The sequence below is a fragment of the Ammoniphilus sp. YIM 78166 genome (assembly GCF_004522215.1).
Classification (GTDB): domain Bacteria; phylum Bacillota; class Bacilli; order Aneurinibacillales; family RAOX-1; genus YIM-78166.
Map to the genome: position 1 here is coordinate 579986 of NZ_SDLR01000003.1, position 18806 is coordinate 598791.

The 18806-nt window shown below is 44.9% G+C and carries 20 protein-coding genes and 1 other annotated feature; of the genes, 9 read left to right on the forward strand and 11 right to left on the reverse strand.

Going from position 1 to position 18806, the window contains the following annotated elements; genetic code table 11:
• Positions 1-33 precede the first annotated feature (33 nt).
• Positions 34-348, forward strand: coding sequence for a hypothetical protein (locus EIZ58_RS14385; RefSeq protein ID WP_134701484.1), 315 nt, complete (start codon positions 34-36; stop codon positions 346-348).
• Between the two features lie 31 nt (positions 349-379).
• Here EIZ58_RS14385 and EIZ58_RS14390 read toward each other — a convergent pair whose 3' ends face one another.
• On the reverse strand, positions 380-1114 hold the full coding sequence (locus tag EIZ58_RS14390) for a class I SAM-dependent methyltransferase (protein ID WP_167577707.1): 735 nt from the start codon (positions 1112-1114) through the stop codon (positions 380-382).
• Between the two features lie 24 nt (positions 1115-1138).
• Positions 1139-2029 carry a TIGR01777 family oxidoreductase gene (locus EIZ58_RS14395; protein ID WP_134701486.1) on the reverse strand — a complete coding sequence of 297 codons (891 nt, stop codon included), beginning with the start codon at positions 2027-2029 and terminating at the stop codon, positions 1139-1141.
• A 178-nt stretch (positions 2030-2207) separates the two neighbouring features.
• Here EIZ58_RS14395 and EIZ58_RS14400 point away from each other — a divergent pair, with 178 nt between their 5' ends.
• Positions 2208-3989, forward strand: a complete 1782-nt coding sequence (locus EIZ58_RS14400) for a monovalent cation:proton antiporter family protein (RefSeq protein ID WP_167577708.1) — start codon at positions 2208-2210, stop codon at positions 3987-3989.
• Positions 3990-4043: 54 nt separating this feature from the next.
• Here the strand turns inward: EIZ58_RS14400 and EIZ58_RS33385 are convergent, their stop codons facing one another.
• On the reverse strand, positions 4044-4181 hold the full coding sequence (locus EIZ58_RS33385; RefSeq protein WP_167577709.1) for a hypothetical protein: 138 nt from the start codon (positions 4179-4181) through the stop codon (positions 4044-4046).
• Between the two features lie 134 nt (positions 4182-4315).
• On the reverse strand, positions 4316-6736 hold the full coding sequence (gene leuS / locus EIZ58_RS14405; RefSeq protein WP_167577710.1) for a leucine--tRNA ligase: 2421 nt from the start codon (positions 6734-6736) through the stop codon (positions 4316-4318).
• A gap of 64 nt (positions 6737-6800) precedes the next feature.
• Positions 6801-7010: a binding site (T-box leader), on the reverse strand.
• A 147-nt stretch (positions 7011-7157) separates the two neighbouring features.
• Between leuS and EIZ58_RS33390 the strand changes: the two genes are divergently transcribed.
• Positions 7158-7325: a hypothetical protein gene (locus EIZ58_RS33390; RefSeq protein WP_167577711.1), complete on the forward strand. Its 168-nt coding sequence runs from the start codon at positions 7158-7160 to the stop codon at positions 7323-7325.
• Positions 7326-7882: 557 nt separating this feature from the next.
• Here EIZ58_RS33390 and EIZ58_RS14410 read toward each other — a convergent pair.
• Both EIZ58_RS14410 and EIZ58_RS14415 read right to left on the reverse strand, forming a co-directional pair.
• Positions 7883-8233 carry a hypothetical protein gene (locus tag EIZ58_RS14410; protein ID WP_134701489.1) on the reverse strand — a complete coding sequence of 117 codons (351 nt, stop codon included), beginning with the start codon at positions 8231-8233 and terminating at the stop codon, positions 7883-7885.
• Positions 8234-8238: 5 nt separating this feature from the next.
• Positions 8239-9195 (reverse strand): HD-GYP domain-containing protein, encoded by a 957-nt coding sequence (locus EIZ58_RS14415; RefSeq protein ID WP_134701490.1) that lies wholly within the window; start codon positions 9193-9195, stop codon positions 8239-8241.
• A gap of 343 nt (positions 9196-9538) precedes the next feature.
• Here EIZ58_RS14415 and EIZ58_RS14420 point away from each other — a divergent pair, with 343 nt between their 5' ends.
• Positions 9539-10510 carry a PH domain-containing protein gene (locus tag EIZ58_RS14420; RefSeq protein WP_134701491.1) on the forward strand — a complete coding sequence of 324 codons (972 nt, stop codon included), beginning with the start codon at positions 9539-9541 and terminating at the stop codon, positions 10508-10510.
• A gap of 264 nt (positions 10511-10774) precedes the next feature.
• Positions 10775-11209 (forward strand): DUF2621 family protein, encoded by a 435-nt coding sequence (locus EIZ58_RS14425; protein ID WP_134701492.1) that lies wholly within the window; start codon positions 10775-10777, stop codon positions 11207-11209.
• Between the two features lie 21 nt (positions 11210-11230).
• On the opposite strand, the gene EIZ58_RS14430 is transcribed toward EIZ58_RS14425, so the two are convergent.
• The 3 genes from EIZ58_RS14430 to EIZ58_RS14440 all read right to left on the reverse strand — a co-directional run bounded on the left by EIZ58_RS14430 (position 11231) and on the right by EIZ58_RS14440 (position 14258).
• Positions 11231-12880 carry a protein O-GlcNAcase gene (locus EIZ58_RS14430; RefSeq protein ID WP_134701493.1) on the reverse strand — a complete coding sequence of 550 codons (1650 nt, stop codon included), beginning with the start codon at positions 12878-12880 and terminating at the stop codon, positions 11231-11233.
• Between the two features lie 92 nt (positions 12881-12972).
• A complete protein-coding gene (locus EIZ58_RS14435) occupies positions 12973-13656 on the reverse strand; it encodes a zinc metallopeptidase (protein WP_134701494.1) in 684 nt (227 codons plus the stop codon).
• 125 nt (positions 13657-13781) lie between these two features.
• Positions 13782-14258 carry a YhcN/YlaJ family sporulation lipoprotein gene (locus tag EIZ58_RS14440; protein WP_134701495.1) on the reverse strand — a complete coding sequence of 159 codons (477 nt, stop codon included), beginning with the start codon at positions 14256-14258 and terminating at the stop codon, positions 13782-13784.
• Between the two features lie 150 nt (positions 14259-14408).
• Here EIZ58_RS14440 and EIZ58_RS14445 point away from each other — a divergent pair, with 150 nt between their 5' ends.
• Both EIZ58_RS14445 and gerQ read left to right on the forward strand, forming a co-directional pair.
• Positions 14409-14837: a cell wall hydrolase gene (locus EIZ58_RS14445; protein WP_134701496.1), complete on the forward strand. Its 429-nt coding sequence runs from the start codon at positions 14409-14411 to the stop codon at positions 14835-14837.
• A 12-nt stretch (positions 14838-14849) separates the two neighbouring features.
• Positions 14850-15425 (forward strand): spore coat protein GerQ, encoded by a 576-nt coding sequence (gerQ, locus tag EIZ58_RS14450; protein WP_240689086.1) that lies wholly within the window; start codon positions 14850-14852, stop codon positions 15423-15425.
• A gap of 58 nt (positions 15426-15483) precedes the next feature.
• Here the strand turns inward: gerQ and EIZ58_RS33395 are convergent, their stop codons facing one another.
• Both EIZ58_RS33395 and EIZ58_RS14455 read right to left on the reverse strand, forming a co-directional pair.
• Complete coding sequence (locus EIZ58_RS33395; RefSeq protein ID WP_167577712.1) at positions 15484-15636, reverse strand: hypothetical protein; 153 nt, start codon at positions 15634-15636, stop codon at positions 15484-15486.
• A 30-nt stretch (positions 15637-15666) separates the two neighbouring features.
• Complete coding sequence (locus EIZ58_RS14455; protein ID WP_134701497.1) at positions 15667-16767, reverse strand: esterase/lipase family protein; 1101 nt, start codon at positions 16765-16767, stop codon at positions 15667-15669.
• 165 nt (positions 16768-16932) lie between these two features.
• Here EIZ58_RS14455 and purU point away from each other — a divergent pair, with 165 nt between their 5' ends.
• Both purU and EIZ58_RS35055 read left to right on the forward strand, forming a co-directional pair.
• Positions 16933-17805 carry a formyltetrahydrofolate deformylase gene (gene purU / locus EIZ58_RS14460; RefSeq protein ID WP_240689088.1) on the forward strand — a complete coding sequence of 291 codons (873 nt, stop codon included), beginning with the start codon at positions 16933-16935 and terminating at the stop codon, positions 17803-17805.
• A gap of 38 nt (positions 17806-17843) precedes the next feature.
• A complete protein-coding gene (locus EIZ58_RS35055; RefSeq protein WP_134701499.1) occupies positions 17844-18779 on the forward strand; it encodes a lytic transglycosylase domain-containing protein in 936 nt (311 codons plus the stop codon).
• The last annotated feature ends 27 nt before the right edge of the window (positions 18780-18806 follow it).

Sequence of the window (18806 nt, forward strand, 5' to 3'; positions counted from 1 at the left end):
CGTGTATAATTTTCTTATAATGGAGGGATGACCATGAAATATAACTTTGTTTATGATAGGAGAATAGAGCTTGATATGCCGGTGATCTACGTTCCCTTCGAGGAATGGAATTCAGAAGAAACCGCTGCATTCTACGAAAGAACTCAGGGAATTACGTCAAAAATCCCTGCCAAAATACTAGAGTTCGACAAGCGATATATGAAGAAATACGAGGAATTGCAGAGCCGCCCCGAAGCGTTTTTCGAGATCATGGATGAGCTTAATGAATTATCTGGGAAAATAAGCGAACTCAACGTTTTGTTTCTTCGCTTGGAAGGGACCTTTATCCAATCGGATACCCACTTCTAAAGGAAAAACCACCCGCAGTGTGTCGGGTGGTTTATTTTTTCTTGCAAATAAAGATCATTCGAGGGGAACGGTCAGCCGCGTATGGCGTGGCATCATAGTTGCCAAACACGTGCAGGATATCAAAGTTCTGCTTGATAAGCATAGATTGAAGCTGCTCGAGCGAATAAAGCTTCACTCTTTCCTCATACTGTCTGCTGCTTTCTCCTTGCTCCTTGATCACAATTCGCTTTTGAACAAATTCCTCGTTAACCGTTCGATACTGTAAAATCTCAAGGTCTTCCCCTTTCGACTCCGAATAAGGTACCAAATGGGCGCGAAGATACTCAGGATTTAAATAATCCATAAGGAAGTACCCGCCGGCCTTGAGCGCTTGACTCGCCTGTTTAAGTACTTTTTCATTTTCTTCATCTTCTACAAAATAGCCGAAACTTGTGAACAAATTGAATACATAGTCCACCTCTTCTTGGAACGGAATTTCTCTGGCATCTGCCCGCATATACAGTACAGGAAGGTTTAAAGATTGCTTTATGGCCTCCTGTAAAAGAACAGCGGACAAGTCCACGGCAATGACCCGTAGTCCAAGCTGGGCAAGCCAGCGACTGTGACGCCCCTGACCACAACATAAGTCCAAGGCGGTTTTTCCAGGTTGAATGTCTAGAAATGGAATCAGTTGCTCAAGCTCCTGTGTAGCTTTTACTTCATCGCGATGTGCATAGATCTTTAAGTAATCTTCTTGAAAGGATTTTTCAAACCATTCTTTACTCATCATGTCCACCTATCCTGTTCTTTTCTACAAACAATCCTCAAGTGCTTCTTTTAGGAAGGGATATTTAAACCGATAGCCTGTCTCTAATGCCCTGTGTGGGATGACTTGCTGCCCCTTTAGGACCAGATCAGACATCTCACCAAGGGCTAGTTGAAGAACGAAAGCGGGTGTAGGCAGCCAATGTGGGCGGTGTAACACCTGACCTACGGTTTTCCCGAATTGATCCATCGTTACAGGATTAGGCGCGGTAAAATTAACGGCCGCCTGTACGCCATCTTTTTCAATACAATGTAACATCAAACCAACAACATCGTCTATATGTATCCAAGAAAGATATTGGTTCCCGCTCCCTACTCTTCCCCCGGCAAAAAGCTTGTAGGGTAACACCATCTTCGGCAAAGCACCCCCCTCACGGCCAAGCACTACTCCGAACCGAGCTCGAATTACACGAATGCCTTGTTGGGCCATCGGTTTCACTTCTTCCTCCCAAGCATGAACCACTTCTGCTAGAAAATCTTGAGGAGGAATCATGGCATCTTCATCAAAAATCTCCGTGGTAGAATGTCCATAATAGCCAACCGCAGAAGCATTCAGAAGGACGGATGTACGAATTCCCTTTTCCAATTCTTGAGCAAGCTCTCGAGTGGTTTCAATACGACTATTCAGGATAGAGGCTTTAGCCGAAGAAGTCCACCTTTGGTTGATCGATTCGCCTGCTAGGTTAATCAAAGCATCCACCGCCAAAGGGGTATCTCCACCCTGCAGCGGCCATTTAAGGTAGGTTATTAAAGGATTACCGGTGTTATACTTATGAGGATTTCGGGTAAATAAGAAAAGTGAATGCCCTTGCTGGATATATTGTCGCGCAAGCTGGCCTCCAATGAAACCAGTCCCCCCTAGAACAGCAATCTTCATGATTATTCCCCCTCCGGGAAAGATAAGGAAAGATACTCCATATATTATACAACACTTATACAAGGGACATGAGACCTAAATGTGCTCTGTTGTCTAAATGTTGGAGAGTAGCTAAAATAGAACTGATACTTTACGAAGGAGGAAAATAATGGAGGGTCACCATTCACTCTTTTCCTTAATGATTGTTGTTACTCTTGCTTTTCTTATTCCTATAATATTGGATCGGCTAAAATGGCGATTCTTGCCCGTCGTGGTTGTTGAAATTCTGGCGGGTATCCTCTTAGGAAAAAGCGGGCTTGGCATCCTAGATAATGATGAATGGTTAACCATTCTATCTACTCTTGGATTTATCTATTTGATGTTTCTGAGCGGTCTGGAAATAGATTTTGATTCCTTTAACGTAAAAAAGAAATCGGATGAAGCCAATGCTCTAAAAATCTCTTCCATTACGTTTGTATTCATCCTGAGCCTCTCAGCTTTATTTGGAATGGTCTTCCAATGGATGGGATTTGTAACCGACGGACTTTTTATGATGCTTATTATTTCCACCATATCCTTGAGTATTGTCGTACCGATCCTAAAGGATAAAGGCATCACCAATACGCCTTACGGCCAGTCCATATTACTGACGGCGGTCATCTCTGATTTTGCCACCATGATTCTTCTGGCTGTTTACGTCGCTTTGCAAGCCGATAATCTGGCAAGACCTTTCTTGCTCCTTATCTTGTTCGTAGTCGTATTTTTCTTTTATCGGTTTATGCTTCGGTTTAAGAAAGGCAAAATCATCGAGAGGATTTCCAAGGAAAGTGTTCAGTTAGGTACACGCGGCGTTTTTGCCTTAATTTTATTTTTTGTTGTGTTATCTGAAGAAGTAGGGGCAGAAAGTATTTTAGGTGCGTTTTTAGCCGGGGTGCTGGTTTCTCTAGTCTCACCTAAGATAGAGTTTACTCATCAACTAACCTCTTTTGGTTTTGGGTTTTTGATTCCTATCTTTTTCTTTATGGTAGGTGCTACGTTAGAGCTGCGAGAACTGTTTGCCGATCAGGCGGCTTTACTCATGATCCCCTTAATCTTACTTAGCTTTTATGCGTCTAAATTTTTCCCCGTCTTAATTTGGAGAAGATGGTTTAGCGTGAAGCAAACCTTGGCAGCGGGTTCTTTATTGCCCTCGACCTTAAGTCTAGTCATAGCGGGGACAGCGATCGGCATCGATTTAGAGATCATGACACCTACGGTTCAAGCAGCTTTAATTCTTAGCGCCGTGATCTCGACAATTATTTCCCCCATCCTGTTCCAAAAGGTTGCACCAGAAGAGACAGAGACAGCTCCTAAGCGTATCGCGTTAATAGGGGCCAATACGATTAATTTGGCTTTAGGTAAACAATTGCACCAGGATGGATATGAGGTTACCATGTTTACCTCTGATCCCACCCTAAACGAACAAGAGAGGCAATATCCTTTTGAAACGCGAGTGGTAAAGGAACTAACACCAGATAAGCTCAGCACGCACCAAATAGCAGACAGTGATTATGTTGTCGTCTTTACCAGTAATGAAAAACGGAACATTGAATTAGCAAACTGGGCCAAAAAGGAACACGTGGCGAACGTCATTTGCCGAATTGATTCTGAAGAGCATCCTAATGAATTAGACCAAGAAATTCAAGCTTTCTCTACTTTTACTTCGAACCGAATCTTATTGCAAGCGTTGATTGAACATCCCTCGCTCTTTCGATTCTTGCAGGCAGATCAACCCATGCAGGAGGTCCGTTTCGAGAACCAAAACCTTCATGGCAAACAAATTAAAGATTTGTCTTTTTTGGCAGATGCATTGGTCATTCGCATTTTTCGCGGAAATGATACCATTATCCCGCATGGGGATACTCAGATCCATGTAGGCGATATTCTTCTTATCAGTGCCGATCGTCACTTGATTAAAACCATTAGGAAAGAATGTTCTTAAAACCAGCATACAAACAATGAAGAGGCTGCTTCGCGCAGCCTCTTGTTTATGGTGTCACTCGGAATCGTCGTAATCATGTGGACAAAGAAGGGAACTATTCAAATAATCGTCCGGATCATCCCCTGCAAAGCAAAGGTCACAAACGCCTCCGTGCAAGATATAAGAAGCCCCGCAACATGAACACCTTTCCATGTGACACCTCCTCGTAGATATTGTGTATCTAGTATATGGAACAAGACTTTCCATGATGTCTGGAAAAGTTGGACAGTTTTCCTGCACATGAAAAAACGCTGTCCTTTTTTAGGGACAGCGTTTTTTCGCTTTCTTTATCCTACAACAATATTGACGAGTCGATCAGGTACAACAATGAATTTACGAACTTGCTTGTCTTGCAGTGCTTCTTGAACGGCTTCAAGGGCTAGAGCTTTTTCTTTCATTAGATCCTGTTCTGTTCCCTTAGCCACAACCAACCGATCCTTTATTTTTCCGTTCACCTGTACAACGATCTCTACCTCGTTATCAATAGTCAATGCCTCTTGAAATTCAGGCCAAGGCGCATAGGCTAACGTTTCCGTATGACCTAGTCGGCTCCAAAGCTCTTCAGCAATGTGAGGAGCCAACGGGGAAAGCAGGAGAACAAAGTCTTCCATGGCTTTCTTCGGTAACACCTGTTCCTTATTAGCTTCATTCAAGAATACCATAAGATGACTAATGGCCGTATTGAATCGAAGTCCTTCGATATCATTCGTGACAGCCTTGATCGTTTTGTGTAAAGTGCGAGTGAAGGACTCGGATCCTTCTTTATCGGCAATCTTAGCATTCAGTTCGCCATTATCTTGAATGAATAAGCGCCATACACGGCTTAGGAAGCGGTGGGAACCTTCTACTCCATTCGGATTCCATGGCTTCGATGATTCTAATGGCCCCATAAACATTTCGTAAATACGAAGGGTATCCGCTCCAAACTCCTGCACGATATCATCTGGATTAACAACGTTTCCTCGAGACTTACTCATTTTTTCATTGTTTTCTCCAAGAATCATTCCTTGGTTAACCAGCTTATAGAATGGTTCTTTGGTGTCCACCACACCGATATCATAGAGGACCTTGTGCCAGAAACGAGCATAGAGCAAGTGTAGAACCGCATGCTCCGCACCACCAATATACAGATCAACCGGAAGCCAGGTCCGTTGCTTTTCTTTCGAGCAGATTTCCTCATGATTGTGTGGATCAATATAACGCAGATAATACCAGCAGCTACCGGCCCACTGAGGCATCGTATTGGTTTCACGTCGAGCTTTCATTCCTGTTTCAGGATCGACCGTATTTACCCAATCCTCGATATTCGCAAGAGGAGATTCTCCTGTACCGGATGGACGGATGGCATCCGTGTCAGGCAGAAGAAGCGGCAGTTGATCTTCCGGTACAGCTTTCATCGTCCCATCTTCTAAATGAAGAATTGGAATCGGTTCACCCCAATAACGCTGTCTGCTAAACAACCAATCTCTTAGGCGATAGGTAACTTTTTTCTTCCCTTTGTTGTTTTCCTCTAACCAAGAAATCATGCGAGAAATCGCTTCTTTATTGTTTAAGCCATTGAGGATGTCGGAATTGACGTGTGGACCATCTCCCGTATAAGCTTCTTCCTCTACGTTCCCACCTGCAACAACTTCGAGAATCGGGAGATCAAACTTCTTTGCAAATTCCCAGTCGCGTTGGTCATGGCCAGGAACGGCCATAATCGCTCCAGTTCCATAGCTAATTAACACATAGTCAGCCACCCAAATAGGAAGCTTAGCTCCGTTAACTGGATTAATGGCATAAGCACCTGTGAAAACTCCGGTTTTATCTTTGGCAAGATCCGTTCTTTCCAGATCACTCTTACGTGCCGCTTGCTCAATGTAAGCTTCAACAGCAGCTTTTTGCTCAGCCGTGGTAATTTCCCCTACAAGCTTATGCTCAGGAGCTACAACACAGTAAGTCGCACCAAACAAAGTATCCGGACGAGTCGTGAATACCCCAAGGGTTCCATCATGCCCGTCGATTGCAAACTCGAGTTCAGCCCCTTCGGACTTTCCGATCCAGTTGCGCTGCATATCTTTGATGCTTTCAGACCAGTCTAGCTCTTCTAAATCCTCTAGCAGTCGCTCAGCATATTCCGTAATGCGAAGCACCCATTGTCTCATCGGCTTACGGATAACCGGGTGTCCTCCGCGTTCACTCTTACCATCGATGACCTCTTCATTAGCCAAAACCGTACCGAGAGCCGGGCACCAGTTTACAGGGATTTCGTCTACATATGCTAATCCGCGTTTATAAAGTTGAAGGAAGATCCATTGCGTCCATTTATAGTATTCAGGATCTGTGGTAGAAATCTCTCGATCCCAATCGTAAGAGAAGCCTAATGATTTAATCTGGCGACGGAAATTATCGATGTTCTTGAACGTGATATCTCGCGGATGCTCTCCCGTATCCAAAGCATGCTGCTCAGCCGGCAACCCGAACGCATCCCATCCCATAGGATGAAGAACCTGAAACCCTCTCATTCGCTTATAACGAGAGATAATGTCTGTTGCTGTGTAGCCTTCCGGATGTCCCACATGCAGTCCAGCACCAGATGGATAAGGAAACATATCCAAAGCATAGAATTTCGGTTGCTCGTCGTTCTCTATTAGCTTAAACGTCTTGTTGTCTTCCCAGTATTTCTGCCACTTCTGCTCAATGCGGCGATGATCGTATGAACTCATAACTACCTCCAAGAAATTAATTGAATGTTTAAAAAACAAAAAACCCCTCATCCATAGCTTGATTGCTAGGGACGAGAGGTTGTTCTCCCGCGGTACCACCCTAATTAGTACACCGTACTCACTTCTCATCCCTTAACGCGGGTAACGGCAGGTATACTAGATTCCACGCTGCAGCTCTGAGGTGAGTTCCATGTCCTTAGCGTTGACTCGCACCTTCCGTCAACTCTCTGAACAGCTTCGGTCCCATGTACTATTCCTCATTCATAGCCTTTAAACTCATTTAAGCCTTGAAAAAACTAATAGGTATATTTTATTGTTTTTCTAATAACGCTGTCAATATCTTTATTTATCGGCAATTTCAGCTACTTTTAAACCCTCCTCTTGTACATACTACAAAAGGACAGAAAGGAGGGATGCAGTCATGCCAGATATTCAAGCCGGTGATGTAGAAATCACACAAGAGGAAGCGAAGCGTTTAAACCAATTAAATCAGGCCATCGCTTCCGATGATGTTGCTGGAATCATGCGTGTGGATGAGTTGGGCGAGGCGCACGATGAATCTGCTTATACCCATTTGGGAAGGTCGTAGTTCGGGATTGGGATTGGGATTAGAATCGGCCGATTAGGGTGAGCTTGCCGCTACGAGGGCATGGTCTAGGGTTTGGTGCCCTAATCCAGGCTTCAGGTGACTTGGAGGGCATCAAACGACGGTTTTGGTGCCCTGATCCAGGCCTCAGCCAACTTCGAGGGCATCAAACGGCGGTTTTAGTGCCCTAATCCAGGCCTCAGCCAACTTCGAGGGCATCAAACGGCAGTTTTAGTGCCCAGATCCGGGCCTCAGCCAACTTCGAGGGCATCAAACGGCGGTTTTAGTGCCCTAATCCAGGCCTCAGCCAACTTCGAGGGCATCAAACGGCAGTTTTAGTGCCCAGATCCGGGCCTCAGCCAACTTCGAGGGCATCAAACGACGGTTTTGGTGCCCTGATCCAGGCCTCAGCCAACTTCGAGGGCTTCAAACGGCAGTTTTAGTGCCCTGATCCGGGCATGCCACCATGCCTTGCCCCTAGTTTCAACACAAAAAGAGGACTCTCACACAAAAGTCCTCTTTCATTATGTGTTTTGCTTCATACCTTATGTCAGAGAGCCCTAAGGTATTGCGGATGGTGGATCGACTACAAAAAGATCTCTACCTGTTGAATCTTCAAAGAGTATTAGGGTAGGGATAGTTTTATCTTTAGTATTTTCAATAACCTTAGCTGCTCGGATGATACTATCCTTCATCGATACAGGGAAGTTTTCTCTGTCTCCAGAAAGGACTTTCACCTCAACTTTAGGGTTAACTCCTAACACTAAGATATGATCATTAATTAGTTGCTGTGTGCTTGTATCAACTCCATTTTCCACTGTTGTTGGTACACTATCCGCCCCAGCAACACCCATCATTAAAGCTTGTCCTACTAACAATGTGCTAAGAATAAGTCCAAAACGCTTCTTCATATTCTTCACCCCCTTTCAGTATCGAATTGAGCGGATAACTTAATGAATACATCGACAACATCAGGATGAAACAAGGTACCTCGGCAGCGGAGAATTTCTTCTAAGGCTTGTTCTTTTGAACGGCCCTTTTGATATACTCGGTCCGTAGTCATCGCATCATAGGAGTCTACGACCGCCACAATGCAAGCTTCAATGCTGATTTCCTCACCTTTGAGTCCTTTTGGATAGCCGCTGCCATCCATGCGCTCATGGTGTTGTTCGACTATAAAGCCAGCTGCGGCTAATTGGGGAATTTGTGTTTGTTCGAGCATTTCCCGACCGTATGTAGTGTGTAATTTAATAATATTATATTCTTCTGGAGTTAAACGACCAGGCTTAAGTAATATCGCTTCAGGCACCTTAACTTTACCAATGTCATGGAAAAAAGAGCCAAAGGCAAGTGCGTGCATCTGAAGAGTAGACAAGTTCATTTTCTTGCCTACAAGCATCGAAAAGTCTTGGATTCGATGACAGTGGTCAGCGGTGTAACCATCTTTCTCTTCAATTGCGATGGCTAAGTCCATGAATTCTTTCGTAGTCTTGCTGTAATGGTGGAAAACAGGACGCGAGGTTACATATAAGAACTGTACAACGGTTTCCGCAACAAACAGCATATGCTCCTGAACGGGATGAGCGGCAAAGCAGTCCCCTGCTTGCAAGATGACGTCACCTTTGGGCGATTGCCATTTTAACGTACCGGACAGGATGTAAATATGCTCAAGTGCGTCCCACCCCTCTTCAGGCAATAGGGACCATCTGCCTCCGGCATTCAACGTATGATGGATTACTTCTGTCCCTTCACCTGATGCCAACAAAGATATCTCAAGGTCACGAGTGGAGGTTTGTTCTATGGCTTGACCTTTGCGAAAAACCTTACTCCACGCAGAATGAGATGACGACAGGCCTCTGTTGTCAAAAGTCATGGCATCGCTCCAAGTATAAGTAGTGTATTAATTGTAAGTAGTATATCCTTCCATCGTTATCTTAACAGTAAACGATACCAGATGCATATTCAATAGGCCTAAAGTCACCAGTGTTTGAAAAAGTAAATAGGTAATAGGGTTCATCTTTCTGGATTTGTCTTCAACAAAGTTAAATGTAGTTGACAAAACTCGCGGGGGTACTGTTGTTTTCTGTCTTTTTCTGCGCTTGCCCGGGAAAGTTCGCTTATTTTTCAGGATTCCGCTTTTATTTTACATAGGAATCTATACCGTCAGTTGGTAAAATGGGAGAATAGTAAGTCCTGTATGTGAGAGGAGCCTCCCGATGAAGGTAGAAGATATTATCGCCCAGATCGTCAGAATTGACCGAAAAGAAGGAATGAAAATCATCAACCGGCCTGAAATTAAATTATTATCCAATGTGTTTCTCAGCGGGGAAGAAATTCAGGCGTTTACCATGGGAACGTATCAGACGACCAATGGATTAATTTTTGCAACGAATCATCGGCTCATTTTTCTTGATGCCAAATCCTGGACTCCTTTTCCCTATGCCAGCATAAGCGAAATTGATTATAAATCCTCTATTGAATTTCAAGATGGCAACCTGATGGGGACCATTTTTGTGGATTCCGCTGGAAATAAGATTTCCCTCAACAAAGTGCCGTCTACAGGCGGGAACCTCGTGCGCAAGGTTAAACAGATCTTGGAGCATTATCGGCCAGATGCTCGGTTTCATGTTGGGAAAAAACCAGACAGCCCACATAGAAGTAGCAGAAAGCCCCTTCTTATGGGTGCAGGCACCGTTCTCATCCTCTTAGTTGCTGCTGTATTTTGGTTATCGCTTGGAGAATCAAGACATGCTACTTCATCCCCTACGTTAGGGATGAATACCTCAGAGTTTACTCAACATTGGAATCAGATCGGAAAACAAATGGCATCCTCTCATGCCATGCCTAAATTGGAAATTGTCGAAAAAGATCAATTTCGCTCGTTTACGCACTATTTCACGGATGATATGAAAATAATGGGAATCCTAGGTAAGGATGGCAAGCTACAAAAGTTGATGATGCTGGGTCAAGATGACGGTACAGCTTTGGAGCTTATCGAGCAAACGATATCCACGGTACAACCCCATTTAGAAGAGACAGATAAAAACCAATTAATCGATGGATTGGGAATCTTCGCTTCAGAAGACTTGAAGGAGGATCGACAGATTGTTAACAAGGGAATCCGATACTCTATCACCTATTCCGATAAAATTGGCATTATTTTTGAGGCAGCGGCCATCAACAATTAACAGAAGATGGGTTTAACGCCTCTTCTGAAAATCGTCGATTTATGATATAATTTCTTAATAAAGTCGAAGGGAGAGGATGCGCTTGCATACGTATTACTGCCTTGTCTGTGGAAAATTAAAGCAAGGTGATGTCCGTCGGATCGAGTTAAATGTATGTGAGGATTGTTCTCCCCCCGAATCGGAAGAGGAAATACACCCCCATCCCGCCTAGGGTGGGGCATTTCTCTTACATATTGTACTAGCAGAAAGGAAACGTGCTTGCTTATGTCCACCCTCTTTGGATCATTTATGGTGATCTGGATGTTAATTCTGATTTCCCTTTTCTTTATTGGCGGCTATTTCATGTTCCGCAAATTCTTGAAGTCTATGCCGAAGTCTGACGGCAAATCGGACCTTGACTGGCAGGACCATTATATAGATCAAACCCGGGCACTATGGGATGATCGTACCCTCCAGCTTCTCGATGAACTAGTTGAGCCGGTCCCTACCCTTTTTCGAGATGTCGCTAAACGTTCAATCGCCGGTAAAATTGGCCAACTAGCTCTAGAAGCGAAAGCCAAGCAAATTAACCAGGACCTTGTAATCAAGGGCTATATTTTAGCCACACCTGCCCGAGATCATAAGTGGCTTGTGGCCCGACTGAAAGAAAAGCAAATTGATTTCACTCCCTATAAAGAACATTTAAAAATCAAAGTATAAGAATGACCCCGACAATTGGGGTCATTTTTTCTTTTGGTTAATCAATTCCCTACTGATTAAATAGGGGAAAAATCCTAGTGCTTGGACTTGATCCCGATAGGCTTTTTCGGCCATATTCTCCATCTCCTGAATGGTTGGGGCTGTCAATACATCCAGCAAGTATTGCAAATCCTCTACCACTTTTTTCATCCAAGGAGAGAGCTCATGAAGCAACGCTGTATTCTCCATTGTAAAGAGCCGCTTTACGGCGTTTTGATACTGTCTAACAACCTCTTGGAACTGTTCGTGCGCAGTAGGGTCATTTGGCCACTTTCGTTGATGCTCAAGCCACCTCATCAGCAACTCCCCACCTGGCAAAGGAGAGATAGGGGATTGATTAAAACAATCGCTGATCATGGCAAAGTCGGTTGTCAACTTCTGGCCCACAATTTGTTGGGTCGCATAACGGTAGCTTCCCTGTGCTTCATAGGCGTTAGGGTTCCACAGGTAATGGGCAATTGTAATCAGAGGAATTAAGGACGCCTCTGCATATTCCATCACGTTCGCGATCAATCCGGATGAATACAAATACAACTGGGGATGCCGATTGAGGAAAGGGCCAATATGCATCTCATCCCTCATATTCGCATCATTGACAGGATAGTTGTCCCAGTATAATGGCTGATGGCCTGTTTGTTCGTAAAAGATCCGTGCTTCTCTTACATCAATTTCTGGCGAGCAGATGGTTCGCCCTGTCCAAAATAATAGGATCTCCTCCGGGAGCGCATTGCCAAGACGAGTGATATAGGCTTCATCTCCTTTTCCAAAATATTGAGTAGGACAAACCAGGAGCTGGTTGCTAGGGTCGAGGTCTTTGAGCATCCCGTATATCGCTTGCGTAAGATGAATGTGCGCTTCTGGAAGATCCCCAAACTGGGATCGATCCGCCTCATGCATGAGCGTAAGCGGGATATCATCTAAAAACAAACCAAAATGACGAACACCTTGCTTGTACAGCTGCTTAAACTTTTGAAACAAGGATTCAATATGCGCAGGTGAAGAATACTCGATGGATAGACCTGGGCTTACGGCAAAAACAAAGTCGATACAAACCTTTTGACAATATCCAATCAGTGACGCCAAATGGGCAAGCTCCTGCGGTGGATAAAGCTCTGCCCAAACCTCCCGGTGGAATCGATCATTTTTAGGAGCGTATACATACGTATTCATTTTTTGTTCCGAAAGAATATCAAGTGCCCTTAGGCGCTGCTGATGTGACCAGGGGGCACCATAGTAACCTTCTACCCAACCTCTACGTCCCATTTGCGGGAAATCAAGAATCCACCCTTCCTCTAACGGTCTGCTTATCAGTTGCTTCCAGGTCTGATACGCATAGTAGTAGCCGCGTTTCGATTTTGCCGAGATCCAGACTGCGGCTTTGTTTTCTGTTATCTGCCTAATCTGAATAAAATACCCTTCCTCTTTGATTAGATGTTTCTTCTCTTGGAGAAATCCTTCTTGTGGAGGGAGATGTTCTACATAAACCTCCACTTCAATCTCTCCTTCTGTCGATACAGCACAGTGCCATTCCTTCTTCCATCTGAAGAGCGGATCCTTGTAGTGGATTCTGCCAACCGTCCCGAGCATTCTAGTTTCGTTGAGTTCTTTCGGCTGAGGATATAAATGATCCATCGTCACAGCTTCCTCCTTTACTTTACTCCTCCATTTATATTTCCCCCAAAAAAGAAATAGGCCTCCATCTAAGAGATAGAGGCTTGGCTATACTAGTCTTCTTGGCGATTCGTAAAAATCCAAAGGTATTCAGCAAGCTGCAGAACAGACATCAGTGCCGCAGCAACGTAAGTGAGGGCAGCAGCTCCTAAAACTCGGCTGGCGCCTCGTTCTTCATTGTTTCGGATGATCCCCATTTTGATCATGAGATCTTTGGCCCGAGAACTGGCGTTAAACTCGACCGGCAGTGTAACCACCTGGAACAGTACAGCCGCACTAAACAAGATAATCCCAAGAAGCAACAGCCCCTGAATTTTGAAGAAAAAACCTCCAAGCAATAACAATGGCGCAATTCCAGAAGAGAAATTGACTACAGGGAAAATCCGATGCCTTGCCACCAGCATGGGATACTGAACTTTATCTTGAATGGCATGCCCGACCTCATGACAAGCAACGGAAACCGCTGCTACGGAGTTACTCCCATACACTGCGTCGGACAAGCGAACAGCCTTAGCTAATGGATCATAGTGGTCTGTAAGATTTCCGGGAACATGCTGAACAGGGATATGTGACAGACCGTTAGCATCGAGTAGTCTACGCGCGGCTTCTGCTCCTGTCATGCCGGAAGAAATAGCTACATCATCATACTTTTTGAATGTGCCCTTAACGCGAAAGGAAGCCCATAAGCTTAATCCAAACGCAGCAAGGATCAAGATGGTAAACGGTGTAAAAAACATCAGGTATCCCTCCAACACGAATTTTGAATGGTTAAGTTTTTTCGCTACCAAGTAATACGTGTAAAGGTGTCAAGAGTTTCATCTTCACGAGAAAAAGAGGGCTTTTTGTGTTAGCCCTCTTTTCACTACTTTCGATTCAGCAATTGCCTAAAGTCTGCTCCAAGATTTTTAACCGTCCGACCCTCTGACTCTATAGTGTCTCGGTGTAAAATAGCCACTTGCTCATACCAATCCGGATCCGAACCCACTTGGATTCGATAATCCGGCATGGCCGCTTTTAATTTTTGAATGACGAGAGCTTGAACTTCCTGCGGGTTCGCATTTCCTTTAACCTGATAGCCTAATACCGCATCTTTTTCATAAACGACAATGACAGGATCAGTGACTTCAGGAACCTCTTTGACAACCTCCTGCATCTTTAGTGAAGCAGAATGATTAAACTGGTCATTCTGTCGCAGACGGGGCTTCTCGGTCTGGGTCGTTTGGGCTTTTTGCGTCTTTGCCTTTTTTTCATCTCCGCCTTTGGCTTGCTCTTTATTGCCACATCCTATGGCCATAACAGCCAACAAAAGAGACATAAGCATCAGTAGGATTCGTTGCATTCGTTCAGTTCCTCCTTATTTGCTTTCGTATCTTCTAGTTTTTCATTAGAGCTACTTTCCTATGTAAAACAATAAAAAACCAATAGGCGAGTCACCAAATTTCGATACCTCAATATCATGTAATTGTGATAAAAAAAGTGAGGTGAAGTTATGGCAGTAATCAAAGCTCGTGAAGAGGATGTTAGGCTACTAGCGAGGCTAATGAGAGCTGAAGCTGAGGGTGAAGGCGAACAAGGCATGCTTTTAGTAGGAAATGTCAGTGTAAACCGCGTACGCAGTGCGTGCCTTGATTTCAAGGACATACGCACAATTCCCCAAATGGTTTGGCAGAAACCTGGCGGTTACGAAGCCGTCGATAAGCCTTATTTTTATCAAAAAGCAAGAGAAAGTGAGCTCAGGCTGGCGCGTCGTATAATCAATGGAGACCGACTTCATCCAGGCGAGTTTAGTTTATGGTTTTTTAAGCCTGCAGGGAATTGTCCGCCTCGCTGGTGGAATCAATGGAACGTCGGAAGATACAAGTCCCATTGTTTCTACAAGCCAACCAATACAGATTGTCCTGAAGTCTATAATTATTAAGGAGTGAGCTTTATGCAGGAGTTCGGTAGCGAAGAGTACACAACTATAAACAGCCGTCAAACGGCACCAGCAAGTCCTTTTCCCACATACGGGTATGGAATGGGAAGCACGATGCCGCCAGCAGCTATGCCTTCCATGTATGGAATGAAACCATCATTTCCTGGCTTCCCTACTACAACAACCGGTTTTCCAGGAGCCCCTGTTTTCCCTCCACAGCCAGCAGGCTCTACAATTCCAGGATTGACTACTGGTGCCCCTACAGGAGCACCACAGATTCCTGGCATGCTTCCGCTTGAGCAATCATTCGTCGAGAATATATTGCGCCTAAACCGTGGAAAAATCGGTACCTTCTATTTTACTTATGAAAACAACAGTCAATGGAATGCGAAGGTGTTTAGAGGCCGTATCGAAGCCGCAGGTCGAGATCACCTTATCATCAGTGATCCACAAACTGGCGTTCGCCACCTTCTTCTCATGGTGAACTTTGATTATGCTACTTTTGACGAAGAGTTAAATTATGAATATCCATTTGGCGGCGGCGCTTATGGCGGGGTTAGTCCAGTTCCGACTACGGTAGCTCCAAGATAAGGTGAAAAAAGGATACCCAATGAGTCTTTTGGACTCACGGGTATCCTTTTTTAAGTCGTTATCCATTTCTTTCTTCTAGGGTTTCGGCCACTTCCCATCCGCTGGCCATCAATACCTCAAACAACGTGAGCGTAGCTGGAGTTAAAATAAACTCTTGTTCCTCGACGGTACCGTCCTCGTTTTCTAATTTCAGCAGATATTTCACATACACGATTACCTTCTCCTCTCCCTCTATATATCACTAGTGAAGCAGCCCCTCTAACACCCAATCGTGCGCAGTAGGATGATAAAGCAAATCTAGGTGATTGAGTGGTAAAACGGTTTTTCTCTTGACCTGGGTCAGATCATTCGTTAGGCCGTCCGTGTCTAGGACGCTCTCAACAAATACCAGTCCATCGCTTGGTCCATCCCACTCGGTCCACCATCCCTGAATGATGGGCAGATTACCAGCTAAGACGTGCAGCTCCAAATCTTGTTCTACTGGGGATTGTAGCAGTTTCTCCATATAGTTTCCACCGTCCTGAATGGCCCCCTCAATTCCCTTAGAATGCATTAGCCAATTTTGTCCTCCAAAATACAGGGTGTCAGCAATTATATGGACGGGAAAAGTGTCATCCCATCGAAATAACAGCTGGGAAAGCCCGGGGAAGGCCCCACCTTCATATAAGCTATGTTCGGTCGTGTCGATATAATGCCCATACCATAGCATAGAATCACATGATACGGGTGCGCTGGTATTTTGATATTTCACCCACCAATTGGGGCTTACATGTCGGAAGGGATAGTCTAAGCCACGGTTGGGCGTACCCAGCATGAAATATTTATCCACAAGTCCATGGGGTAAGGCACCCCACGGCGCTCCCCATCCCGCTAAAAACGTCCAAGCCACGATCCCCCCCTTGCTATGGGCGACAAGATCCACTCGATCGCCATTTGTTAGCTCTAGAATTCGTCTAATGGCATTATGCAATTGAACCGCTTGAAAAAGATTGTCTCCATGCGGGTGGGCAAAGGTCACAGCAAACACAGGACGTCCTACCCGACCTACCTGCAGAATCAGCTCAGGCCGCCAGGATTTCTCGGCAGAGTGACCCGCTCCATGGACAAAAAGAACCGGATTTTCCTTGGATGGAAGGTCGGGTTCTACATAATGAAGTAGGAAAATACTGGAATGAGGTCTGGGAGTATCAAAATATTGACACATATTACGGCACTTCCACTCATTTGCAGAGATAAACTTCTCTTGCGTGAAAAGAGATTGCATTCCTTGAACCCGCTCCGTCCAAGTCCAATAGGAATGGTCGCTATACCTCGCTTGCACCTCATAAGAATTTTTTTCCATCTTCCTGTCATCCTTTGTATGAAAAGAGTGAATGCTACACTACCCTGTATTCCCTCTTTTTGGGCTGTCCATAATTCCACTACAAAAATCCTGCAGGGGTGGTATAATATTTAAAAATATAGACCTGTCAGTAGCAGTTACACTGATAGGATGGAGGAAGCTTTTATGATGAAGTGGAAAGCAAATGAAAATCGAGCAAGGCTGCTTATCTCTTGTTTGGATCAACCTGGGATTGTATCCGCAGTATCCCGTTACCTCTTGGAGTGCGGGGCTAATATCGTACAATCTGATCAATATACAACAGACCCGGTTGGCGGCATGTTTTTCATGAGAGTAGTGTTTGATTTAGAGGACTTTGATGCCTCTTTAGCACGCATCGAACAAGAATTTCAATCAGTCGCCCAACCGTTTGACATGACATGGAATATTTCTGCTGAAAAAAGAACAAAGAGAATGGCCATTTTCGTTTCAAAAGAAGATCATTGCCTGATGGAGCTTCTATGGAGATGGAAGGCCGGGGAGCTCCCGGTAGATATTGCAATGGTCATCAGTAACTATGAAGACTCCCGAGAAGTAGTTGAGAGCTATGGAATCCCTTATTTCTGTATCCCTGTTACACCGGAAACCAAGAAGGACGCTGAACAAAAAGCCCTATACCTCATGAGGGATAAGGTTGATTTCATCGTATTAGCTCGCTACATGCAAATCCTTTCTTCTGACTTTGTGGCACAATATTCGCACCGTATTATAAATATCCACCATTCCTTCTTGCCAGCTTTTATCGGAGCCAATCCGTATAAAAGAGCCTTCGACCGAGGGGTGAAATTAATTGGTGCGACAGCTCACTATGTAACGGATGATCTAGATGAAGGTCCCATCATTGAGCAAGATGTTCTTCGCGTAAACCACCGCTATACTGTAGAGGAACTAAAAGTGGTTGGTCGCCAAGCTGAGCGCATTGCCCTGGCTAGAGCAGTCTCTTGGCATATTCAAGATAAAGTATTGGTTTATAAGAATAAGACCGTGGTTTTTGATTAGTTGATTCTTGGAAGACTGGCTGTTAGGGGGAGACCAAAATGACGATAGGAGTGTCGGGTGCGGCGGGTTCCAACCCATCTATCTATCCCGCCTCGACTCATACAGAGGCAAATCAATCAACAGAAAGCCCTTCTTCTGCTTTCCAGGAACTGATAGACAAGCATCTAGATGAAATCGCCCGCTCACAAGTGGCGTTTGCGCAGTATAAGCTCCAAGGAAGAAGTGATTTGGCACAAGGAGCCCATCATTGGGCTCAGAAGCAACGTGAAGCTCTTGTGGCATTGGGAGTGCCAACAGAGCTTTATCAACCAGGGGTGGACCTCTCCGCTCGTTTTCATGAAAAACACCCGACCGTAGAGGCAACCGTCTATGACCCTTCACAAAACGGAAGAGCGGTTCGAACAGACTATCAGCATTGGCTTGGCAAACTCAATCAGGCCTATGCCACTTTGGCTCCCCTGCCGGTACAGCAAGACGTACAGCCTAGTCCTACACCATCGGTTGTGGCACCAGCCGTTCAACCTGCGAAGCCACAACCGGTAAAGACAGGTCCTTTGCAGGCTGCTCCACCAAAAGTGAAGGACTATATCGTGAAAGCAGCCAAAGAAGTCGATATCGATCCACAGCTCCTAGCAGCGATCGCGCATAACGAATCCGGATTTAAATTGAGCGCACGCAGCTCAAAAGGGGCCGTTGGATTGTTTCAATTGATGCCAAGTACAGCGAAAGAACTCGGAGTTAATCCTCACGACCCTTATCAAAATGTATTAGGCGGAGCTAAATATATAAAAGATAAGATGGACAAGTATGACGGAGACCTGCGATTGGCTTTAGCAGCCTATAATGCAGGTCCAGGTAATGTTGACCGAGCGATAAAAAAAGCCGGTAACGTAAAAACCTGGGAGGCGGTTCAAGCCTTTTTGCCCCGAGAGACCCAACGATTTGTTCCTAAGGTGTTGGGAACCTACGTATAGAAAAACCCCTTATCACGAGACTAGTCG

What these genes read in the sequence shown, in the direction of transcription:
- EIZ58_RS14395 (WP_134701486.1), bottom strand. Translation starts at nt 2,029, where the DNA reads ATGAAGATTGCTGTTCTAGGGGGGACTGGTTTCATTGGAGGCCAGCTT.
- EIZ58_RS14440 (WP_134701495.1), bottom strand. Translation starts at nt 14,258, where the DNA reads ATGCAACGAATCCTACTGATGCTTATGTCTCTTTTGTTGGCTGTTATG.
- EIZ58_RS14455 (WP_134701497.1), bottom strand. Translation starts at nt 16,767, where the DNA reads ATGGAAAAAAATTCTTATGAGGTGCAAGCGAGGTATAGCGACCATTCC.
- purU (WP_240689088.1), top strand. Translation starts at nt 16,933, where the DNA reads ATGATGAAGTGGAAAGCAAATGAAAATCGAGCAAGGCTGCTTATCTCT.
- EIZ58_RS14410 (WP_134701489.1), bottom strand. Translation starts at nt 8,233, where the DNA reads ATGAAGAAGCGTTTTGGACTTATTCTTAGCACATTGTTAGTAGGACAA.
- EIZ58_RS35055 (WP_134701499.1), top strand. Translation starts at nt 17,844, where the DNA reads ATGACGATAGGAGTGTCGGGTGCGGCGGGTTCCAACCCATCTATCTAT.
- gerQ (WP_240689086.1), top strand. Translation starts at nt 14,850, where the DNA reads ATGCAGGAGTTCGGTAGCGAAGAGTACACAACTATAAACAGCCGTCAA.
- EIZ58_RS14435 (WP_134701494.1), bottom strand. Translation starts at nt 13,656, where the DNA reads ATGTTTTTTACACCGTTTACCATCTTGATCCTTGCTGCGTTTGGATTA.
- EIZ58_RS14400 (WP_167577708.1), top strand. Translation starts at nt 2,208, where the DNA reads ATGATTGTTGTTACTCTTGCTTTTCTTATTCCTATAATATTGGATCGG.
- EIZ58_RS14415 (WP_134701490.1), bottom strand. Translation starts at nt 9,195, where the DNA reads ATGACTTTTGACAACAGAGGCCTGTCGTCATCTCATTCTGCGTGGAGT.
- EIZ58_RS33385 (WP_167577709.1), bottom strand. Translation starts at nt 4,181, where the DNA reads ATGGAAAGGTGTTCATGTTGCGGGGCTTCTTATATCTTGCACGGAGGC.
- EIZ58_RS14425 (WP_134701492.1), top strand. Translation starts at nt 10,775, where the DNA reads ATGTCCACCCTCTTTGGATCATTTATGGTGATCTGGATGTTAATTCTG.
- EIZ58_RS14385 (WP_134701484.1), top strand. Translation starts at nt 34, where the DNA reads ATGAAATATAACTTTGTTTATGATAGGAGAATAGAGCTTGATATGCCG.
- EIZ58_RS14445 (WP_134701496.1), top strand. Translation starts at nt 14,409, where the DNA reads ATGGCAGTAATCAAAGCTCGTGAAGAGGATGTTAGGCTACTAGCGAGG.
- EIZ58_RS14420 (WP_134701491.1), top strand. Translation starts at nt 9,539, where the DNA reads ATGAAGGTAGAAGATATTATCGCCCAGATCGTCAGAATTGACCGAAAA.
- EIZ58_RS14390 (WP_167577707.1), bottom strand. Translation starts at nt 1,114, where the DNA reads ATGAGTAAAGAATGGTTTGAAAAATCCTTTCAAGAAGATTACTTAAAG.
- leuS (WP_167577710.1), bottom strand. Translation starts at nt 6,736, where the DNA reads ATGAGTTCATACGATCATCGCCGCATTGAGCAGAAGTGGCAGAAATAC.
- EIZ58_RS14430 (WP_134701493.1), bottom strand. Translation starts at nt 12,880, where the DNA reads ATGGATCATTTATATCCTCAGCCGAAAGAACTCAACGAAACTAGAATG.
- EIZ58_RS33390 (WP_167577711.1), top strand. Translation starts at nt 7,158, where the DNA reads ATGCCAGATATTCAAGCCGGTGATGTAGAAATCACACAAGAGGAAGCG.